We start from the raw sequence: 17,347 nt of genomic DNA, 5'->3' as shown, positions 1-17,347 counted from the left end.
ATAAGTGCTGAAAGCATCTAAGCACGAAACTTGCCCCGAGATGAGTTCTCCCTGACTCCTTGAGAGTCCTGAAGGAACGTTGAAGACGACGACGTTGATAGGTCGAGTGTGTAAGTGTAGCGATACATTGAGCTAACCGATACTAATGAACCGTGAGGCTTAACCTTACAACGCCGAAGCTGTTTTGGCGAAATTGAGACGATTTTCAGCATTGATTACAGATTACATTAACCGGCGAAAAGCGGGTTAATAACAGAATTTGCCTGGCGGCCGTAGCGCGGTGGTCCCACCTGACCCCATGCCGAACTCAGAAGTGAAACGCCGTAGCGCCGATGGTAGTGTGGGGTCTCCCCATGCGAGAGTAGGGAACTGCCAGGCATCAAATTTAGCGTGCTGATATGGCTCAGTTGGTAGAGCGCACCCTTGGTAAGGGTGAGGTCCCCAGTTCGACTCTGGGTATCAGCACCACTTTTTTAGGTTAAAGTTCGGCGCTTAGTAAAGAATTTGCCTGGCGGCCGTAGCGCGGTGGTCCCACCTGACCCCATGCCGAACTCAGAAGTGAAACGCCGTAGCGCCGATGGTAGTGTGGGGTCTCCCCATGCGAGAGTAGGGAACTGCCAGGCATCAAATAAAGCAGAAGGCCATCCGAAAGGATGGCCTTTTTGCGTTGGCGCAAAAAATAAAAAAACCACTGTTTCCGGTTGTCTACCTAGCCCAGGTGTCTGACTGAATTATCATTTACGTAATGCTGACCTCCTCGACGTGCTGACCGTCGTGCGTTATCCGGTTTACAGATTAACCTGCAGGGTATTACCCGTTAAATATTTAATAGAATGTTAACGCCAGATGGGAAATAAAGAGATGTGTTATCTCTTTATTCTTTATGACGTTATTTATTCTGAACAGAATAAACAATACAGATCTATTACGCATAAAAAACGCGCTGGTATTATCTTCACAATAATAGTCAGCGCGAGAGGAGGTCTGGAGGAACGGCATCCTCCCACCATTAGGTTATTTCGTCAGCGCTACAATGCCCAACGTCAACCCTGCCAGCGCCGCTGCGCCGCCGGCGATCGCGCCAGCTGTTTCCCAGTTATCTTGCGTGGTGCCTTTCATGCAGGTATTGGTGTGAACCAGTCGTCCCTGGTCGTCATAGACCGGTACGCAAGGGGAGTCGTGCGCACAGCCTGCCAGCAGCGTTGCCAGCAGCGTCACCAGAATAAATTTTTTCATGATATAGCCTCTGAATAATCCGTTTCATTACGCCCGTCAGGAACGTATTACGGAATGGCTTATTTTATCACCTGTACACGGGCTTTCTGATAGGGGAAATAATCTCAATTTATGTGTTACGTAAATATCATGGAGAAGACGAGAGATTATCCGCCGGATTATGCAGAAATAATGCAGAAGAAAATAACGGAATGGTGTATTGGTTAGCACTGTCGGTGGATGTGATTGCTAATGTATTGAGTTTACTGCGATTGCGAAACTTTGGATATAAAAAAGGCGCCCGAAGGCGCCCTGTCATGAAGCATTTTGTCGATTACTCACGGTGTCGACTGAAGCGTCGTCTGACAACGACGAAGAACACTGGTACGAAGAAGATGGCAAGCAAGGTAGCCGTCAACATCCCACCCATAACACCGGTGCCGACCGCATTCTGCGCGCCGCTCCCTGCACCTCGACTGATGACCAACGGCATAACGCCGAGAATAAAGGCGAGCGAGGTCATCAGAATGGGGCGCAGGCGCATGCGTGACGCTTCAAGCGTAGCTTCAATAACCCCTTTGCCCTCTTTCTCCATGAGATCCTTGGCGAACTCGACGATCAAAATGGCGTTCTTCGCCGATAGGCCTATCGTCGTCAGCAGACCCACCTGGAAGTAAACGTCGTTATTCAGACCGCGCAATGAGGCTGCCAGCAGCGCACCCACAACGCCCAGCGGAACAACCAGCATAACCGAAAATGGGATTGACCAGCTCTCATAGAGCGCGGCCAGGCACAAAAAGACCACAATCAGCGAAATAGCATAAAGCGCTGGCGCCTGGTTTCCGGATAAGCGTTCCTGGTACGACATTCCTGTCCAATCGAAGCCGATGCCAGACGGCAGCCTGCTGGCCAGTTGTTCCATCAGCGCCATCGCCTCGCCGGTACTTTTACCCGGCGCCGCTTCCCCCATAATTTCCATGGAAGGCAGACCGTTGTAGCGTTCCAGGCGTGGAGAGCCGTAAACCCAACGTGAGCTGACGAAAGCGGAGAATGGCACCATTTCGCCATTGCTGCTGCGCACATACATATTGTTGACATCGCCCGGCAGCATGCGGAATTTGGCATCTGCCTGAACATACACCTTCTTCACACGACCGCGATCGATAAAGTCGTTAACGTAGGCGCCACCTAGCGCCGCCGAGATAGTCTGGTTAATATCCGACAGCGAAACGCCCAACGCCTGCGCTTTTTCCTGATCGACTTCAAGTTTGAACTGTGCGGTATCTTCCAGACCATTAGGGCGTACGCGCACTAACTGGTCTGGATGCTGTTGCACCATACCCAGCAGCTGATTGCGTGCCTGAGTGAGCGCCGTGTGGCCAAGGTTGCCCTGATCGATGAGCTCGAAGTCAAACCCGGTTGCCGTGCCCAGCTCGATAATCGCCGGCATGTTGAAAGGGAACACCATGGCGTCTTTTATCTGGCTAAAGGCCATCGTCGCCCGCTTGATAATAGCCCCTACGCTGTTTTCATCACCGCTGCGCGTCTCCCAGGGCTTGAGGCTAACGAAGGCCATGCCTGCGTTCTGACCCTGGCCGCTGAAGCTAAAACCGTTGACGGTAAAGACGCTTTCAACGTTGGCCTTCTCGTTGTTCAGGTAATACTGAGTGACCGTATCCAGCACCTTCTGCGTACGTTCTTGCGTCGCACCGGCGGGCAGTTGGACCATCGTCAGGAATACGCCCTGATCTTCATCCGGTAAGAACGAGGTGGGCAGACGGACAAACAGCAGCGCCATCCCTACCACGATCAGCACGTAGATAACCAGATAGCGCCCGGTATTGCGCAGAATGCCGCTTACGCTGTGGGTGTAATGGTTTACGCTACGATCAAATTTATTGTTGAACCACGCGAAGAACCCTTTCTTTTCGTGATGCCCGGCCGCGCTGGGCTTCAGTAATGTCGCGCACAGCGCAGGTGTCAGAATCAACGCAACCAGCACCGACAGCGCCATTGCCGACACGATGGTAATGGAAAACTGTCGATAAATAGCACCAGTAGAGCCACCGAAGAAGGCCATCGGTACAAAGACCGCCGACAGCACCATGGCAATACCAACCAGCGCCCCCTGGATCTGCGACATCGATTTTTCCGTTGCTTCGACCGGAGAGAGCCGCTCTTCCACCATCACGCGCTCGACGTTTTCGACCACCACAATGGCATCGTCGACCAACAGGCCTATTGCAAGCACCATACCGAACATCGTCAGGGTATTTATCGAATAGCCGAACATCGCCAGCACGGCGAAGGTGCCCAGCAGCACCACCGGCACGGCAATGGTCGGAATCAGCGTGGCGCGCATATTTTGCAGGAACAGATACATCACGAGAAAGACGAGAATGATGGCCTCAAACAGCGTCTTGATCACTTCATGAATCGAAATAGTGACGAAAGGCGTGGTGTCATAGGGATAGACGACCTTCATTCCCTGCGGAAAGAACGGCTGCAGCTCCGCCAGCTTCGCCTTAATGGCATTGGCGGTATCCAGCGCGTTCGCGCCGGTGGCAAGCTTAATACCGAGCCCCGAAGCTGGCTTTCCGTTGATGCGGGCAACCACGTTGTAGTTCTCGCCGCCCAGCTCAATTTTTGCAACATCGCTCAAGTGAACGACAGAACCGTCGGCGTTGACGCGGAGGGTAATATTGCCAAACTCCGCCGGATCTTTCAGCCGCGTTTGGGCAATGATTGAGGCGTTGAGCTGCTGCCCCTTCACGGCAGGCGTACCGCCCAACTGGCCCGCGGCAATCTGGTTATTCTGCACCTTCAACTGATTGATCACGTCAACCGGCGTCAGGTTGTACTTGTTGAGCTGATTGTTGTCGAGCCAGATACGCATTGCGTACTGAGCACCGAACAGCTGCACGTCGCCCACGCCGTTCAGACGGCTGATGGGGTCTTTTACGTTGGAAGCAATATAGTCAGAAATATCGTCCTGAATGGTCTTCGGGTTATCGGAGATAAACCCGGCAACCAGCAGGAAGCTGCTGCTTGATTTCTCAACGCTGATTCCCTGCTGCTGTACTTCCTGCGGCAACAGAGGGGTAGCCAGCTGCAGCTTGTTCTGTACCTGTACCTGTGCGATGTCCGGATCGGTTCCTGAATTAAAGGTCAAAGTAATGGTCACCGATCCCGCGGAGTCGCTGGTTGAGGACATATACATCAGGTTATCGATACCGTTCATATTCTGTTCGATAACCTGCGTCACAGTATCCTGCACGGTCTGCGCGTCTGCACCGGGGTAGTTGGCAGAAATCGCCACGGCAGGCGGCGCAATGGTCGGATACTGGGCGATAGGCAGCTGTAAAATAGCTAGCCCACCCGCAATCATCATAATGATCGCCAGAACCCAGGCGAATACCGGGCGATGGATAAAAAACTTAGACATAGGATAGCTACCTTATTGCGCAGCCGGAGCCGCGGTGTCCTCTTCTGCTTTGACGGTGACGCCCGGATGTACTTTCTGCAGCCCGCTGACGATAACCTTCTCACCGGCCTTCAGGCCGCTGGTGACCAGCCACTGGTCGCCTACGGCTTGCGCCGCCACCACGTTGCGGATTTCTACCTGATTTTTGTCGTTCACCAGCAGTACGGTGGCATCGCCGCGCGGCGTACGGGTGACGCCCTGCTGTGGTACCAGCATTGCGCTCGGATTGACTCCCTCATCGATGCGCGCGCGCACAAACATGCCCGGCAGCAGCGTATGCTGAGGATTAGGGAATAGTGCGCGTAGCGTAATGGAGCCGGTGCTCTCATCAACGGTGACGTCAGAAAACTGCAGAGAACCTTTCAGCGCGTAGGGTTGACCGTTTTCCATTAGCAATTGAACGCTTTTGGCACCTTCGCCCTGTTGCAGGCTTTCTTGTTTCAGACGCATAAAATCACTGCTGGACTGAGTCACATCGACGTAGATGGGATCGAGCTGCTGCACCGTGGTCATGGCTTCCGCCTGGCCGTTGGTAACCAGCGCGCCTTCCGTTACGCTGGATTTACCGATACGGCCGGTAATGGGAGAGGTCACTTTGGTGTAGGCCAGATTAATACGCGCACTCTCAACGGCGGCTTTCGCGGCCATAACATCGGCGTCAGCCTGGCGCGCGGTAGCCACGGCCTGATCGTAATCCTGCTGGCTGATATATTTCGTTCCCAGCAGCGGGACGTAGCGTTTGACCGTCAGATGTGCGATGGCGGTGGCGGCTTCCGCTTTAGATGCATCGCCTTTGGCGCTGTCATACGCAGCCTGGTAGGTTGCAGGGTCTATCTGATAAAGCGATTGCCCGGCTTCAATATCGCTCCCTTCTACAAAGTTGCGCTTCAGAATAATGCCGCTGACCTGCGGTCGCACCTCCGCGACGCGAAACGCGGAAGTACGGCCCGGCAGTTCCGTGGTGATAGAGAGCGGTGCGTTGTTCACGATGTGAACGATGACCTGAGGTGTGGGCGCATGCGCCTGCTGATCTCCAGAATTATCGCAGCCGCTCAGTAATGTCGCAGAGATAATTAAGCTGGATAAGAGTGTAATCCTGGCGTGGCTCGTCATTGCGGTTCCTTATAGATTGATAGCCATTTTTGACCATGAATCTGAGAAAGAAAGGGAGAATAGAAACAGTTCGATATCCTACAAATAAATATCGGTGGATGTAAGCGATAGTTATTTTTAACAGAATGCCAGGGCACGGAAACACAAAAATAGCAGGAATGGAGAATTCTCCAGATAAAATAGAGGCGGTTATTATTTGCGTGGTGAATATGATTGCGTGAAATATATGTATTTTTGATTTATTAATTTTCAATAACCATCAAACTTTTTGGTAAAATTTATCTGTCACGCGGTGGTAAATTAGCTGGAGTATTCCATTCACCGCTTATTCAGCGGCAGGCGACCGATGATATGGCCAGAAAAACACGGGAAGAGGCGCTCAAAACGCGCCAGCTGCTGCTGGACGTGGCAATTGAGCAGTTCGCGTTACGCGGAGTCAGTAACACGACGCTGACCGATATCGCCGCGGCTGCCGGCGTGACGCGCGGTGCCGTATATTGGCATTTCGTCAGTAAGAGTGAGCTGTTTAATGCCATGTGGCAAGCGCAGCTCCCGCTGCGCGATCTTATTCATCATAAATTGATACCAATAGAGCATGAAAATCCGTTGCTGGCGCTGAGGAATAAATTCGTGGCGGGGCTGCAATATATAGCCGAAACGCCGAGGCAGAAAGCGCTGATGCAAATTTTGTATCACAAGTGTGAATTTACCAGCGATATGATGTCGGAGCAGGATATCAGGCAGAAAATCGGCTTTGACTATAATACCGTGCGGGGCATTTTACAGACATGCGTGCGTAACCGATTATTACCTGTAGATACAAATATTGAGATTATATTGATTGTCTTGCATAGCGCATTTATCGGCATCATTAAAAACTGGCTTATGGAACCACGGCAATTTGATCTCTATCAGCAGGCTCCGCTGCTGGTGGATAATATTATGTCTGTTCTCTGCGACTCACATCTTTGGGCTGCCTCGCCGGTACGGGCGGCGAAGGGTTGATTTTGGCCTCGCGAACGGGGCTGAAAAGATTTCATCTCGTTACGCTTTCCCTGTTGCGGCCATGCGCAATCTGTCATCTTATCTATAACTTACCGTGCTTATCATGAGGTGCTTATGAAATGTGTGTCTCGCCAGATTGGCGATTTTGAAGTCATTGCATTGAGCGACGGAAACATGTCCGCCAGTCTGGATTTGCTCTCAGGCATTACGACAACGGATGCCGGCGAGATTCAGCGCAGCGCTGGCGTAACGGATCCCGGCAACCTGCACATTTATGGCTATCTGATTCGCGGGCGCGGGCGAACGATTCTGGTTGATTCTGGTACGGGAGGAGCAAACAACGTCGGTGGCCAGCTCGCTGGGCATTTACAGGACTTTGGGGTTGTGCCGCAGGCGGTAGACACGTTGCTGTTGACGCATGCGCATCCGGACCATATCGGCGGTCTGCTGAACGAGGCGGGCGATGCGGTGTATCCCAATGCACAGCTGTACCTCCATCCGAATGAAGTCGCTTTCTGGCAAGATGATGAACGTCTGGCGCAGGCGAACGAGCGGGCGCAGCGCAATTTCACCCGGGCAAGGCGGACGCTGGCGGTATACGGCGAAAGGGTCCATCTGCTGGACGACAAGCCGATCGTAGAAGGCATTCGGCCTGTTGCACTACCGGGCCATACGCCGGGGCATACGGGCTATCGGATTGATTCGCCGCAGGAAAGCCTGATTATCTGGGGGGACATCGTACATTTCCCCTATATTCAGACCGCGCAGCCGGATGTGTCTATTGCGTTTGATATCGATCCTGAGCAGGCGAAGGCATCACGTAAACGGATTCTGGCTCAGGCGGTGCAGGAAAAGCTGCTGGTGGCGGGAATGCACTTTGGCGGGTCTGGCTTCGCGCGGGTCATCCCTGAAGGTCAGGGCTATCGTATGGTGTATTGCGAAGCATAAGCAGGCAATAAAAAAGGCGCATCCCCATGCCGAGTAGCGCCTTTTCTATCAACAACATAACTGATTAGTATCAGTTCATGCCGTATTATAGATGTGTTTATCATCATAAATCACTTTGAAACATCGTGAGTAATTTAAAGTAATCCCAATCTATTGATTTTTAGATGTTTATTTTTATTGCTTTCGTTCGTATTGTTTCAGTTTGTTTTAATGGTTATCATGCCTCTAGTGTAACTATTGGTGTAACTATTATGGCCAATGACAAATTATCAGACATGAAACTGCGCGCCTTAATGCGGGCTGATGTCACAAAACCGAAAACCATCGCTGATGGTGCAGGTCTATCCATACGTGTGACCCCTTCACAGAAACAGACTGGCAATGATGACAAGCGACCTACTAATAACCTTTTATGGCTATTCCGTTACAGGAACCCTCATAAAAGCACTAACCCATTAACACTTGTGCTGGGCCGCTACCCTGATTTGTCGTTATCTGCCGCACGTGCACAGAGAGACAAATGTAAGTCTTGGCTTGCTGACAATCTTGACCCGAAAGATCAATACAAACTTACATCGACAGAAACATTGAATCCCGTGACAGTAAGGCAGGCTCTGCAGTACTGGGTAGACAACTATGCTGTTCATAACAGGGCAAACTATCAAAGGCACCAGGCGCAATTGGATAAGCACATTTTTCCCTATATAGGGGATATGCCTTTATCACTATGCGAAACCAAACATTGGCTTTCATGCTTTGATAGAACAAAGAAAAAATCTCCGGTGGCTGCTGGTTACATTTTCCAGATGTGCAAGCAGGCCCTTAAATATTGCCGGGTTCGTCGGTATGCATTCAGCAATGCTCTGGATGATTTGGCGATACCAGATGTTGGTAAGAAACAGGGGAAAGGTGACCGCGTTCATTCTGAATCGGAGATAAGAGATATTTGGTTCGCTGTAAATTCTGAGGACTTTTTCTCCCCTTATTACTCTGCATTGATAAAAATTTTGGTTGTCTTTGGTGCTCGTACTCACGAGGTTCGTTTATCAGCGATCAAAGAATGGGACACGAAAATATGGATTTGGACTGTTCCAAAAGAACACTCCAAGAGCGGCGGCAAAATAGTCCGACCTATACCTGAAGCACTAAGGCCGTTTCTTGTTGGACTCCTGGAACGTAACGAGGCTAGTGGTTTATTGCTTGGAGAGGCAAAAAAACCGGAAACAGTCAGCCAATACGGTAGGTCTATATACAAGCGTTTTGCTCATTCGGAGCCATGGACTCTGCACGATTTCAGAAGAACATTTTCAACGGCATTAAATGATATGGGAGTTGCGCCGCACGTTGTTGAACAGTTGCTCGGTCACACGCTGGGTGGTGTGCTGGCAATTTACAATCGGAGTCAGTATCTGCCCGAAAAGTTAGACGCCCTAAATAAATGGGTTGAAAAACTTTCAGATTTACAAAAAATTACAAATTAATTATGGCTAGAATTACAAATTAATTGTGGCTAGATAAAACAAGCAGTTAGCAGTAGTGGTGTTTACCTTTGTAAATAAACATTTAAGTAGTTAAATGCTTGTTTTACATAGGTAAATTGCATGGCGGTGAAACAGTAAGTACACTCTTGAAGTGTGCTTGGTTAGACGCATAAAAAAGAGCCCCCAGCAGTACCGAGGGCTCTGAAAAGAGTGGGGCCGATTCAGTCCGCGAAAACTTGAAATCGACCCCTTGATACCAAAAAGCCAGTGGAATGGCTGCAATGGTTGCGTTGGTTCATAACGCAGTATCACTATATATCATTGCATACCATATTTCCACCGGCCCTGTTTGAGGGCAGTAAAATGGAAATGTTAACAACAAAGCAAGTCTGCGCATTAACTACTCTTAGCCGTGTGACCATTTGGCGCTATGAAGTGTCAGGAATGTTTCCTGCACGTGTTCAGTTAGGTCCAAAAAGAGTGGCGTGGCATAAGGCCGAAGTAGAGGCCTGGATGAAAAGCCGCCAGCCAGTACAGCGCTGAGGTGGCTTATGAAACAAGTCACCACTGCCGAAGCAATCCGTAATTATAACGGCCTGTTACGTAATCCGTTACGCCAGTTAACTGTTGGCGAACTCACCGCCCAGCGCATGGCGGCTGCACAATCATTGTTGCAAGCGTGCATCCGCGAAGGTGTAAACCGCCCGTGGACTATTGTTTCACGTCATGCAGCTATGGCTGATAGCCTGGTGCCGTTTCGTATCAGTGACGCTGAATCATGGGCGATGTATCTGGAGTTAAAGCGCGGGGTTCGAAATGAAAAACGCGCCTAACGTTAAGCTGTTGCCGAAAGACCCTTTTACGGAAGCCATTATTTTTGCCGGTTCTGACGCCTGGAGTCATGCCAAGGGCTGGGAAGAAGGCATGGGTAAACAGATAGCTGGCGATGATACACCGCCTGTCTACCTTGGGCCAAGGCAACTGGCTGATTTAGATAATCTGCGGATTATCGACGATAGTCGCCGGTCTGCGCGGGTATATCTGGCCGGTGATATTGAGCCAATAAAAATTAACGCCATCGCTGAAAAACTGGCTTTGGCTGGAGTTAAGGAAGCACGCCTATTTAAAGGAATCCCTGACCGCGAGCCAGAGAACTGGAGCAACTATTTAACCAGGATTCGTGACGGCCACCACTGTGGTAAAAGTCTGGTTGAAATGATGTCCGAACCGGTTGAATGTATTCCGTTAGACAAGCCATTACCAACGCCAGGGGATATCTACCATCCAGACCATATAGACTGGAAACGTGACAAAGTTACGCAGGAATGGGTTTTCCATAAAGCGAAAGGTACGGCGGAAAATTTATCAAGGCTTCTCAAAGCATATGGTGTTCGCGTTCGGTACAACGAGTTATCACGCGATGTTGAGATTAGCGTGAACGGCAGCCTGCCAATCGGCGACTTGGCACGGAACGTGTCCCTGTCAAAGATTGAGGACATTTGCCGCATCAACGATTACCCGTACACAGCAGCAGCCAGCCACCTAGATAACCTGGCGTCAGCAGATTCATACAATCCCGCGCTGGATTGGGTGAAATCGCAGCCCTGGGACGGCACAAGCCGCCTGCGCGAACTGTTTGACTGCCTTACGTTGGCCGACCAGGATAAGACAGAAATTAGCTGGACGTTGTTCCGCAAGTGGTTCTTTGGTGCTATTGCCCTGCTGAGTGGCAAAACCAACAAGTTTGAACACGTCCTGATACTGGTTGATCCTATGGGTGGGCTGGGCAAAACGCGGTTCTTTAATACACTTTGCCCAAAAGACTTTCAGGCTGACGGCGTGACCCTCAACCCGGATGACAAAGACAGCGTTTTGCAAGTGGTCAGCAAATGGCTGGTGGAACTAGGAGAGATAGGCGCGACGTTCAGCAAATCGGACATCGAGAGCCTGAAAGCGTTCCTGAGCAAAGACAAAGACGAGCTACGACCAGCTTACGCCAGGGCTGCAAACTGTTACCAGCGCCGCACTGCTTTTTTTGGCAGCGTGAACAACGTTCAATTCCTCATGGATGACACGAATAACCGCCGTTTCTGGCCAATCCAGGTGGCTGCTGTGAATTATCAGCACTCAATTGACATGCAGCAGGTTTGGGCCGAAGCATTGGCACGCATCAACGCTGGTGAAACCTGGCATTTAGACCAGCAGGAAAACTGTGTTATTGGTGAGCATAATGACGCGTTCCGCAGCAAAGATCGTATTGAGGAGATGATTCTGTCCTCATACGACCCAGGCGCGCTGCCAAGCCGCTACGTGTCAGCCAGTGAAGTACTGAATGAAATTGGCGTACTAAATCCGAAGCAGACGGATACCCGCAAGGCATCGGCACTACTCCGCAAAATGTTTGGCCATAAAATTAGCCGTGGCTTGACGGTTTATCATATGCCGAGCGCTAAAGGCTTTCGCCATTTGGTTTCGGTTAATACTGAATATAAAGAAGGCCCATTCTGAGAGGATTACATGAGATACCAAGCTGAAATTACAATTTTTTGTGAAGGCAGAGATCCGTTTAGTATTCTTTTTAACGAGATATTTGACAGCAAGATAGAGGCATTCAACCATGGCCAGAGGCAAATCACTGACTTCACCAGCAAGACCGAAAAACGAGTGCTGCATATAGACTGCGATGTGATTGAAGTGCCTGAAATTGGTAACGCTGAGATATTGCCGTTTAAAAAGTGACAGTGTTGTGAACCCTTAAGCCCCGGTTATATATCGGGGCTTTTTTATTGGGCATATGTGGTGATGAGTAGCCAGAAATGGTGGCCATTTTGCACTCGCCACCACACTCGCCACCACACTCGCCACCACCGTTAAGGTGCTGTTTATATTAGTTTTTTATGAGGTGTGGTGACGAGTGGTGATGATTATTGAAAAACAAACGTCAGGGGGTATAAAACTATAAATCCCAATACCCCACACGTCCTTTATAGAAACTCGCCACCACTCGCCACCACTTTTCCTTGTAAGCCAGGCGTGGCGCGGGTTTGAGCGTGGTGACGAGTGTTTTGACTCGCCACCACTCGCCACCACCATCAGTCACCCAAGAGCACACCACTACATCGCAGCCTGTCAATGAGCCTGTTCAAGCAGTGTGGTTCGCATCTCATGCTGGTGCCGCTCTGCTGCTGCTGGATGGGTGAGAAGATGAGAATCATTTTCATCCGGGTCCCATTGAGGCGGTGGCACCGGGCGGGGGCATATCACCCACATTATTCGACATCTGCGTGCCATTGCAAAATCGTTTTTATGATTATTGCAGATAAATCAAGAATTTACATGAGGCTTATCAATGCCATGCAGTGAAACCCTGTTATTTACATTGCAAAGCGAACACATATCAAGGATAGGAATAATCCTAAAATATCGTGATTTCCGTTAGCTGTAGTTATTCATAGTTATTCAGCGTGTTTCATAATGATAAGTAGCTGATTTTACTTATAAATTTACACTTTGTGGCCATTGTGTTCGGCGATCTTCCTGGTATTCTTTCAATAAATCCTGAGCAATTGAGAGAACCAAAATGAATGACGTACTTTCTGGACTTATTCGCGCAGCCCTGGAGCATCAAGGCGCTCATCTTCGCTTTGACGGTAACGGCGATATCAATCAAGTTATCCCAGTAGAGCCTGCCGCAGTTCGCTACCTGTCACTGAACGAAGTGCTGACGCCGAAAGCAGGCGCACAGACCACGTTCAACGGCATCATTGCCGCGCGTTCCCTGGTGGCTGCCGCTGGTGCTGAAATCATCCGCATCCCTGGCCCCATGACGCAGCAAGCTGATGTCGACGCCGAAGGCAACCGCCGTCCCCTGAAACAGCAGGAAGTGCCGCGCCACTACATCGTTGTAGCGCCGGGTAAGTTCGCAGCAGTGGCCGATGATGCCGAAATCACTCTGAGTGATGCCCCTTACCTGGTGGCCAGCTATGACGACGCCACCGCGCCATCCTACGGCATCGGCTACACCCTGACTCGCCAGCAACTGAAACATACCTTTGCTGACCCTGACACCGTGCTGCGTGCCGTTAACAGCGCTATCGAGCAGGGCATTGCCCGACTGGCTGACAGCGTTCTACTGACTGACCTGAACACCAAAGCCGCGACACTGACCGACGCCACCGTTGATGCTGTTGCAAAGGCTGCCGCCGCTAAGGGCTGCCGCTGGGCTGACCTGTCAGCCATCGCCGGAACCAGTGCTGCTGGCGTGACCCTGGGCGGTGACGGAACCCTGCGCGCCTGTGCGGTTAAAGCCGAACTGACCGACACCATTGCAACAACCATTGTTGGCGATTTTAGCCGTGCAGCCGTGGCGATTGATGACGAACTGCGCGTAACAGCCAAGCGCATCAACAACGGTGCCGTTGAGATCGTCGTGTGGTGCAACGCACAGGCCCTGGTTCCTGATTCCGCTTACTTCTGGAAATACGGAGCTTAATCATGGGCTGGGGCATCAAGAAAGTGGCGGCGGAACACGCCGCCTTATCGGGCGAAGTGCTGGCCGCCATTGAGGGTGCCGCCATGTACACGCGACACGGCGATGCTGAAGCACCGCGCATCATCGTGCAACCAGCAGGCTACACCGGCTTTATCTACAGCGAAGAAGCGGCGGAAAAGTGGGTCAGGCGCGCGTTTATCGAATTGACACCGAACCAGGTGGAACGCGCAGTCAATTATCTCGCCTCCCTGGTGCGGGAACACCACCGGGAGCATCAGCCAAAGCGCCAGCGCAATAGCTGGGTGAACAGGTGGTGATTATGAGCAAAGAAAACACAGCACGTCAGCATGTGACTGTTCGTCTGGCACCTGAACTGGTGCGCCAGGTGGAACGTGAAAGAACAAAACTGGAGCGCAGAACAGGCATCCGCCCTTCACGCAGCCAGGTACTTGAAAAATTCCTTAACATCGGGTTGAACGGCAAATAAAGCCCAAAAACATAGGTTTCACCGGTTCCCTATGCCCTCAAATAACCGGCCAAATTCAAATTTTGGCGCGCTTATCCTCCGCGTCAGAAGCAGGTTTGCGGTAATCCTGCGGGTAAGAAACCGCCCTTAATCCTCCCGGTTGCGCCGCACCGGCCACAAGCGGCGCAAATCTTCCTTTCAACAATAATTGTTAGCGGCCAACACCATGAAAACTGAAAACCTTTACGAACGAATGACCGAAGAAGCCCGCCTGTTGGCGAGCGAAACCAAGCGATTCCAGATTGTATCCGCGAAAAACCCTATCTGCCGCGAGGCCGCCGAACTGCTGGCGAGTATCAAAAACCGTTTAAACACCTTCGAACATATGACCGAAGATTCCAGCCAGGCGATGCGCAGCGCCGCCGAAAGCCACAGCGCCACCCTGGAGCGGCCGGAACGCCAGATTAAAACGTCACCGCGCGCAAGAGCCATCAGCCCTGGTGAACGCGCAAAGCGCCAGGCTGTGAAGCGCGGCGCACTTCTGTTCCGGGGCGTCTGACATGGCATCAAATGACATTTTCAGCGCGCTGGTGGAATCCATCGGCGTAGCTGACAACATCCTGCAACAGAACAAGAACCTGACCGCGCAGGATCGCCAGAAAATGACGGCCATCAAAAATGCGCTGTTATCCTGGAAGGGCACGGCATTTGGCTTGCGAGATTACGCCATTGGCGGCGGAACCGCAGCGACAGCAAGCGACAAAAAATAGCATGAGGGGTTAGGCCATGATGACGCGCATGAATCCCAATCCAAGCGATGACCAGGCCACAGTGTGGGATTCATGTGTATCCGCAGTCCTGCGCAAAATGCCCGTATGTACAACGCAGGAGGAAAAAGCACAACACATAGAACTGCGCCGTAATGAAGCCTTGCAACTGGCCGCTGCCGCCCTGCGGGCTGCTGGCGAATATTCACTGGCAGAAAACCTACTCGATTAATCCATTTGAGAAACAATCATTATGGCCAGTAATAAGCAATTAAATGCCACAATCCAGATCGGCGGGGCTGTATCATCCAGTCTTAAAAACGCCTTTGGGACAGTGGCAAAATCTACGGAGAGGGTTGGTAGCGCCATCACCGACCTTACCCGCAAACAAAAACTGCTTTCCCAATCCATCCAGACGTTTGGCCGCCAGGGCAAAGACGTTGAATCCCTGCGTGCCAAATACGCCGCCAACGCCGTGGCCATCGACAGAATGCGCGTGGCGCAAGAACGGCTGAACCGCGTCGAATCCGCTCGCGAACGCAACCTGGCGAAGCGTGAAGGGTACAAAGCCGGAATCATGGGCACTATTGCCGTGGGTGCCACGGTTGCCGTGCCGCTGAAACAGGCGATGGATTTTGAAGATACCCTGTCAGATATCCGCAAGGTGGCGAACTTCGACACGCCTGACGGCCTGCTGAAAATGGGGCAAGCCATCCAGGATATGTCAACACGCCTGCCAATGACCGCCAACGATATCGGCAAGATTGTTGCCGCTGGTGCTCAATCCGGCATCGCCACCAGCGAACTGACGAAATTCGCAGAAGCCGCCGTGAAAATGGGCGTGGCGTTCGATATTTCCGCCGATGAAGCGGGGCAGTCGATGGCAGAAATGCGCTCCGCGTTCGGCATGACGCAGGACCAGGTGAACATTCTGGCCGATAAAATCAACCTGCTGGGTAACAACACGGCGGCATCGGCCAAAGACATTCTGGATATCACCCAACGCATCGGGCCGCTGGGTTCCGTAGCTGGCGCGGCTTCTGGTTCGATTGCTGCAATGGGGGCAACCCTGCGCGGTATGGGCGTGCAGAATGAGATCGCCGCCACCGGCATCAAAAACCTGTTGCTTACCCTGTCATCAGGCAAATCTGCCACGAAGGCACAGCAAGCAGTGTTTAAACAGCTTGGCTTCACGTCATCCGCAGTGGCCAAATCCATGCAGTTGGACGCCGATGAAACAATCCGCGTTATCCTGGCGAAGATTGCCAAACTGCCTAAGCACATGCAATCAGCAGCGCTGGCGCAACTGTTCGGCAAGGAATCCATTGGCGCTATCGCACCAATGCTGACGCAACTGGACCAGTACCAGAAAAATCTGGCGATGGTGAACGACAAGGCGCAGTATTTTGGTTCTACGCAGAAAGAATTCGAGGCTGCCACCGCCAAAACATCAGCGCAACTTCAAATCTTCAACAACCGTGTCAGCAATCTTGGCATCACGATTGGCAGTGTGCTGTTGCCAGCGTTCAACGGCATCCTGACCACCGTGGGGCCGGTTATCGGTAAAATCGCCGCGCTGGCCCGCGAATACCCGGCAGTGACGAAGGGTGTTGTAATGGCCGCAGGTGCCCTGGCAACTCTCAGCGTCACCACGTTTGCCGCTGGCTTCGCCTGGACGTTCCTTAAAGGCGGGCTGCTTAACACCGTTGGGCTGTTCGCCCGTGTTGCTGCTGGTGCCACCCTGGCTGGCGCAGCGAATACCACGGCAGCCGCTGGCACAACGCTGCTGGGAACCGCGTTCCGGTTTGTAGGTAAATCCATTCTGTGGGCTGGTCGCGCATTGCTGATGAACCCGATTGGCCTGGCAGTGACCGCCATCGCTGGTGGCGCGTACCTTATTTACCGCAACTGGGAACCGCTGAAAAAATGGTTTACCGACCTGTGGGCCGATATCACCGCAACGTTTGACGCCGCGATCGGTAAAATCATTGGGCTGATTAACAGCGTTGGAGAGAAGTGGAACACCTTCAAAACCACCGTTTCCGAAGGCGTTGGCGATGCCTGGAAGGGTACGAAAAACTTCTTCGGGTTCGGTGATGAAGGTGGCGGCGACAGCAGCAAACCGGCTGCCTCTGGTGCGCCTGTGCTGGTGGCTCCTGCTGTGCCGCAGATGGCCAACCGCTCTGGCGGAACGCAGATTACGACGAACGACACCTATCAGGTAAATGTTCAGCCTGGTCCGGGCATGAATGAAGATGCATTAGCCAGGAAGGTGGCGCAGCAGCTACGGCAACAACAAGCCGTAAGGCAGCGTAGCATGATGACTGACGGGGCATATCAGCCATAGCAAAACCCTGTGTAACTTGGCGTGTAATC

The 17,347-nt window shown here is 51.8% G+C and carries 17 protein-coding genes, 1 tRNA gene and 3 rRNA genes; 18 read left to right on the top strand and 3 right to left on the bottom strand.

Annotated features, from left to right (window positions below; all coding sequences use genetic code 11):
* From V6942_RS12170 to rrf (V6942_RS12155), 4 genes are all read left to right on the top strand, one after another.
* Positions 1-167 (top strand): 23S ribosomal RNA (locus V6942_RS12170); the annotation flags it as partial.
* 95 nt (positions 168-262) lie between these two features.
* Positions 263-378, top strand: a 5S ribosomal RNA gene (gene rrf, locus V6942_RS12165).
* Between the two features lie 14 nt (positions 379-392).
* Positions 393-468, top strand: a tRNA-Thr gene (locus V6942_RS12160).
* A 39-nt stretch (positions 469-507) separates the two neighbouring features.
* Positions 508-623 (top strand): 5S ribosomal RNA (gene rrf / locus V6942_RS12155).
* A gap of 391 nt (positions 624-1,014) precedes the next feature.
* Here rrf (V6942_RS12155) and V6942_RS12150 read toward each other — a convergent pair.
* The 3 genes from V6942_RS12150 to V6942_RS12140 form a co-directional block, all read right to left on the bottom strand.
* Entirely contained in the window at positions 1,015-1,236 is a 222-nt protein-coding gene (locus V6942_RS12150) for a lipoprotein (RefSeq protein ID WP_035891258.1), read from the bottom strand.
* Positions 1,237-1,549: 313 nt separating this feature from the next.
* Complete coding sequence (locus V6942_RS12145) at positions 1,550-4,660, bottom strand: efflux RND transporter permease subunit (protein ID WP_106931007.1); 3,111 nt, start codon at positions 4,658-4,660, stop codon at positions 1,550-1,552.
* A gap of 12 nt (positions 4,661-4,672) precedes the next feature.
* Positions 4,673-5,812, bottom strand: coding sequence for an efflux RND transporter periplasmic adaptor subunit (locus V6942_RS12140; protein WP_333501290.1), 1,140 nt, complete (start codon positions 5,810-5,812; stop codon positions 4,673-4,675).
* A gap of 351 nt (positions 5,813-6,163) precedes the next feature.
* On the opposite strand from V6942_RS12140, the gene envR reads away from it, so the two are divergent.
* From envR to V6942_RS12070, 14 genes are all read left to right on the top strand, one after another.
* Positions 6,164-6,817: an acrEF/envCD operon transcriptional regulator gene (gene envR / locus V6942_RS12135; RefSeq protein ID WP_106931003.1), complete on the top strand. Its 654-nt coding sequence runs from the start codon at positions 6,164-6,166 to the stop codon at positions 6,815-6,817.
* A 114-nt stretch (positions 6,818-6,931) separates the two neighbouring features.
* Positions 6,932-7,765, top strand: coding sequence for an MBL fold metallo-hydrolase (locus V6942_RS12130; protein ID WP_106931001.1), 834 nt, complete (start codon positions 6,932-6,934; stop codon positions 7,763-7,765).
* A 251-nt stretch (positions 7,766-8,016) separates the two neighbouring features.
* On the top strand, positions 8,017-9,246 hold the full coding sequence (locus V6942_RS12125) for a tyrosine-type recombinase/integrase (protein WP_333501293.1): 1,230 nt from the start codon (positions 8,017-8,019) through the stop codon (positions 9,244-9,246).
* A gap of 363 nt (positions 9,247-9,609) precedes the next feature.
* Positions 9,610-9,789, top strand: coding sequence for a helix-turn-helix transcriptional regulator (locus V6942_RS12120; protein ID WP_072060581.1), 180 nt, complete (start codon positions 9,610-9,612; stop codon positions 9,787-9,789).
* An 8-nt stretch (positions 9,790-9,797) separates the two neighbouring features.
* A complete protein-coding gene (locus tag V6942_RS12115) occupies positions 9,798-10,079 on the top strand; it encodes a hypothetical protein (protein WP_094326344.1) in 282 nt (93 codons plus the stop codon).
* Positions 10,063-11,754: a VapE domain-containing protein gene (locus tag V6942_RS12110; protein WP_333501289.1), complete on the top strand. Its 1,692-nt coding sequence runs from the start codon at positions 10,063-10,065 to the stop codon at positions 11,752-11,754. The genes V6942_RS12115 and V6942_RS12110 overlap by 17 nt, the downstream gene beginning before the upstream one ends.
* Before the next feature lie 9 nt (positions 11,755-11,763).
* Positions 11,764-11,985, top strand: a complete 222-nt coding sequence (locus V6942_RS12105) for a hypothetical protein (RefSeq protein WP_333501288.1) — start codon at positions 11,764-11,766, stop codon at positions 11,983-11,985.
* Positions 11,986-12,826: 841 nt separating this feature from the next.
* Positions 12,827-13,738 carry a hypothetical protein gene (locus V6942_RS12100; RefSeq protein ID WP_333501287.1) on the top strand — a complete coding sequence of 304 codons (912 nt, stop codon included), beginning with the start codon at positions 12,827-12,829 and terminating at the stop codon, positions 13,736-13,738.
* A 2-nt stretch (positions 13,739-13,740) separates the two neighbouring features.
* The gene (locus V6942_RS12095) at positions 13,741-14,055 is read left to right on the top strand and encodes a hypothetical protein (protein ID WP_333501286.1); all 315 of its coding nucleotides are present in this window, start codon (positions 13,741-13,743) and stop codon (positions 14,053-14,055) included.
* 2 nt (positions 14,056-14,057) lie between these two features.
* Positions 14,058-14,225 (top strand): hypothetical protein, encoded by a 168-nt coding sequence (locus V6942_RS12090; protein WP_165451273.1) that lies wholly within the window; start codon positions 14,058-14,060, stop codon positions 14,223-14,225.
* A 205-nt stretch (positions 14,226-14,430) separates the two neighbouring features.
* Positions 14,431-14,763, top strand: a complete 333-nt coding sequence (locus tag V6942_RS12085; protein ID WP_333501285.1) for a hypothetical protein — start codon at positions 14,431-14,433, stop codon at positions 14,761-14,763.
* Between the two features lies 1 nt (position 14,764).
* Positions 14,765-14,974 carry a hypothetical protein gene (locus V6942_RS12080; protein WP_333501284.1) on the top strand — a complete coding sequence of 70 codons (210 nt, stop codon included), beginning with the start codon at positions 14,765-14,767 and terminating at the stop codon, positions 14,972-14,974.
* 16 nt (positions 14,975-14,990) lie between these two features.
* On the top strand, positions 14,991-15,203 hold the full coding sequence (locus V6942_RS12075) for a hypothetical protein (RefSeq protein ID WP_032736474.1): 213 nt from the start codon (positions 14,991-14,993) through the stop codon (positions 15,201-15,203).
* 102 nt (positions 15,204-15,305) lie between these two features.
* A complete protein-coding gene (locus tag V6942_RS12070) occupies positions 15,306-17,318 on the top strand; it encodes a phage tail tape measure protein (RefSeq protein WP_333501283.1) in 2,013 nt (670 codons plus the stop codon).
* Positions 17,319-17,347: the final 29 nt, after the last annotated feature.

Source organism: Kluyvera genomosp. 2 (assembly GCF_036759865.1).
GTDB classification, from domain to species: Bacteria; Pseudomonadota; Gammaproteobacteria; order Enterobacterales; family Enterobacteriaceae; genus Kluyvera; species Kluyvera ascorbata_B.
Note: the sequence above shows the minus strand (reverse complement) of the source record. Positions and strands in the feature narration are given on the sequence as shown.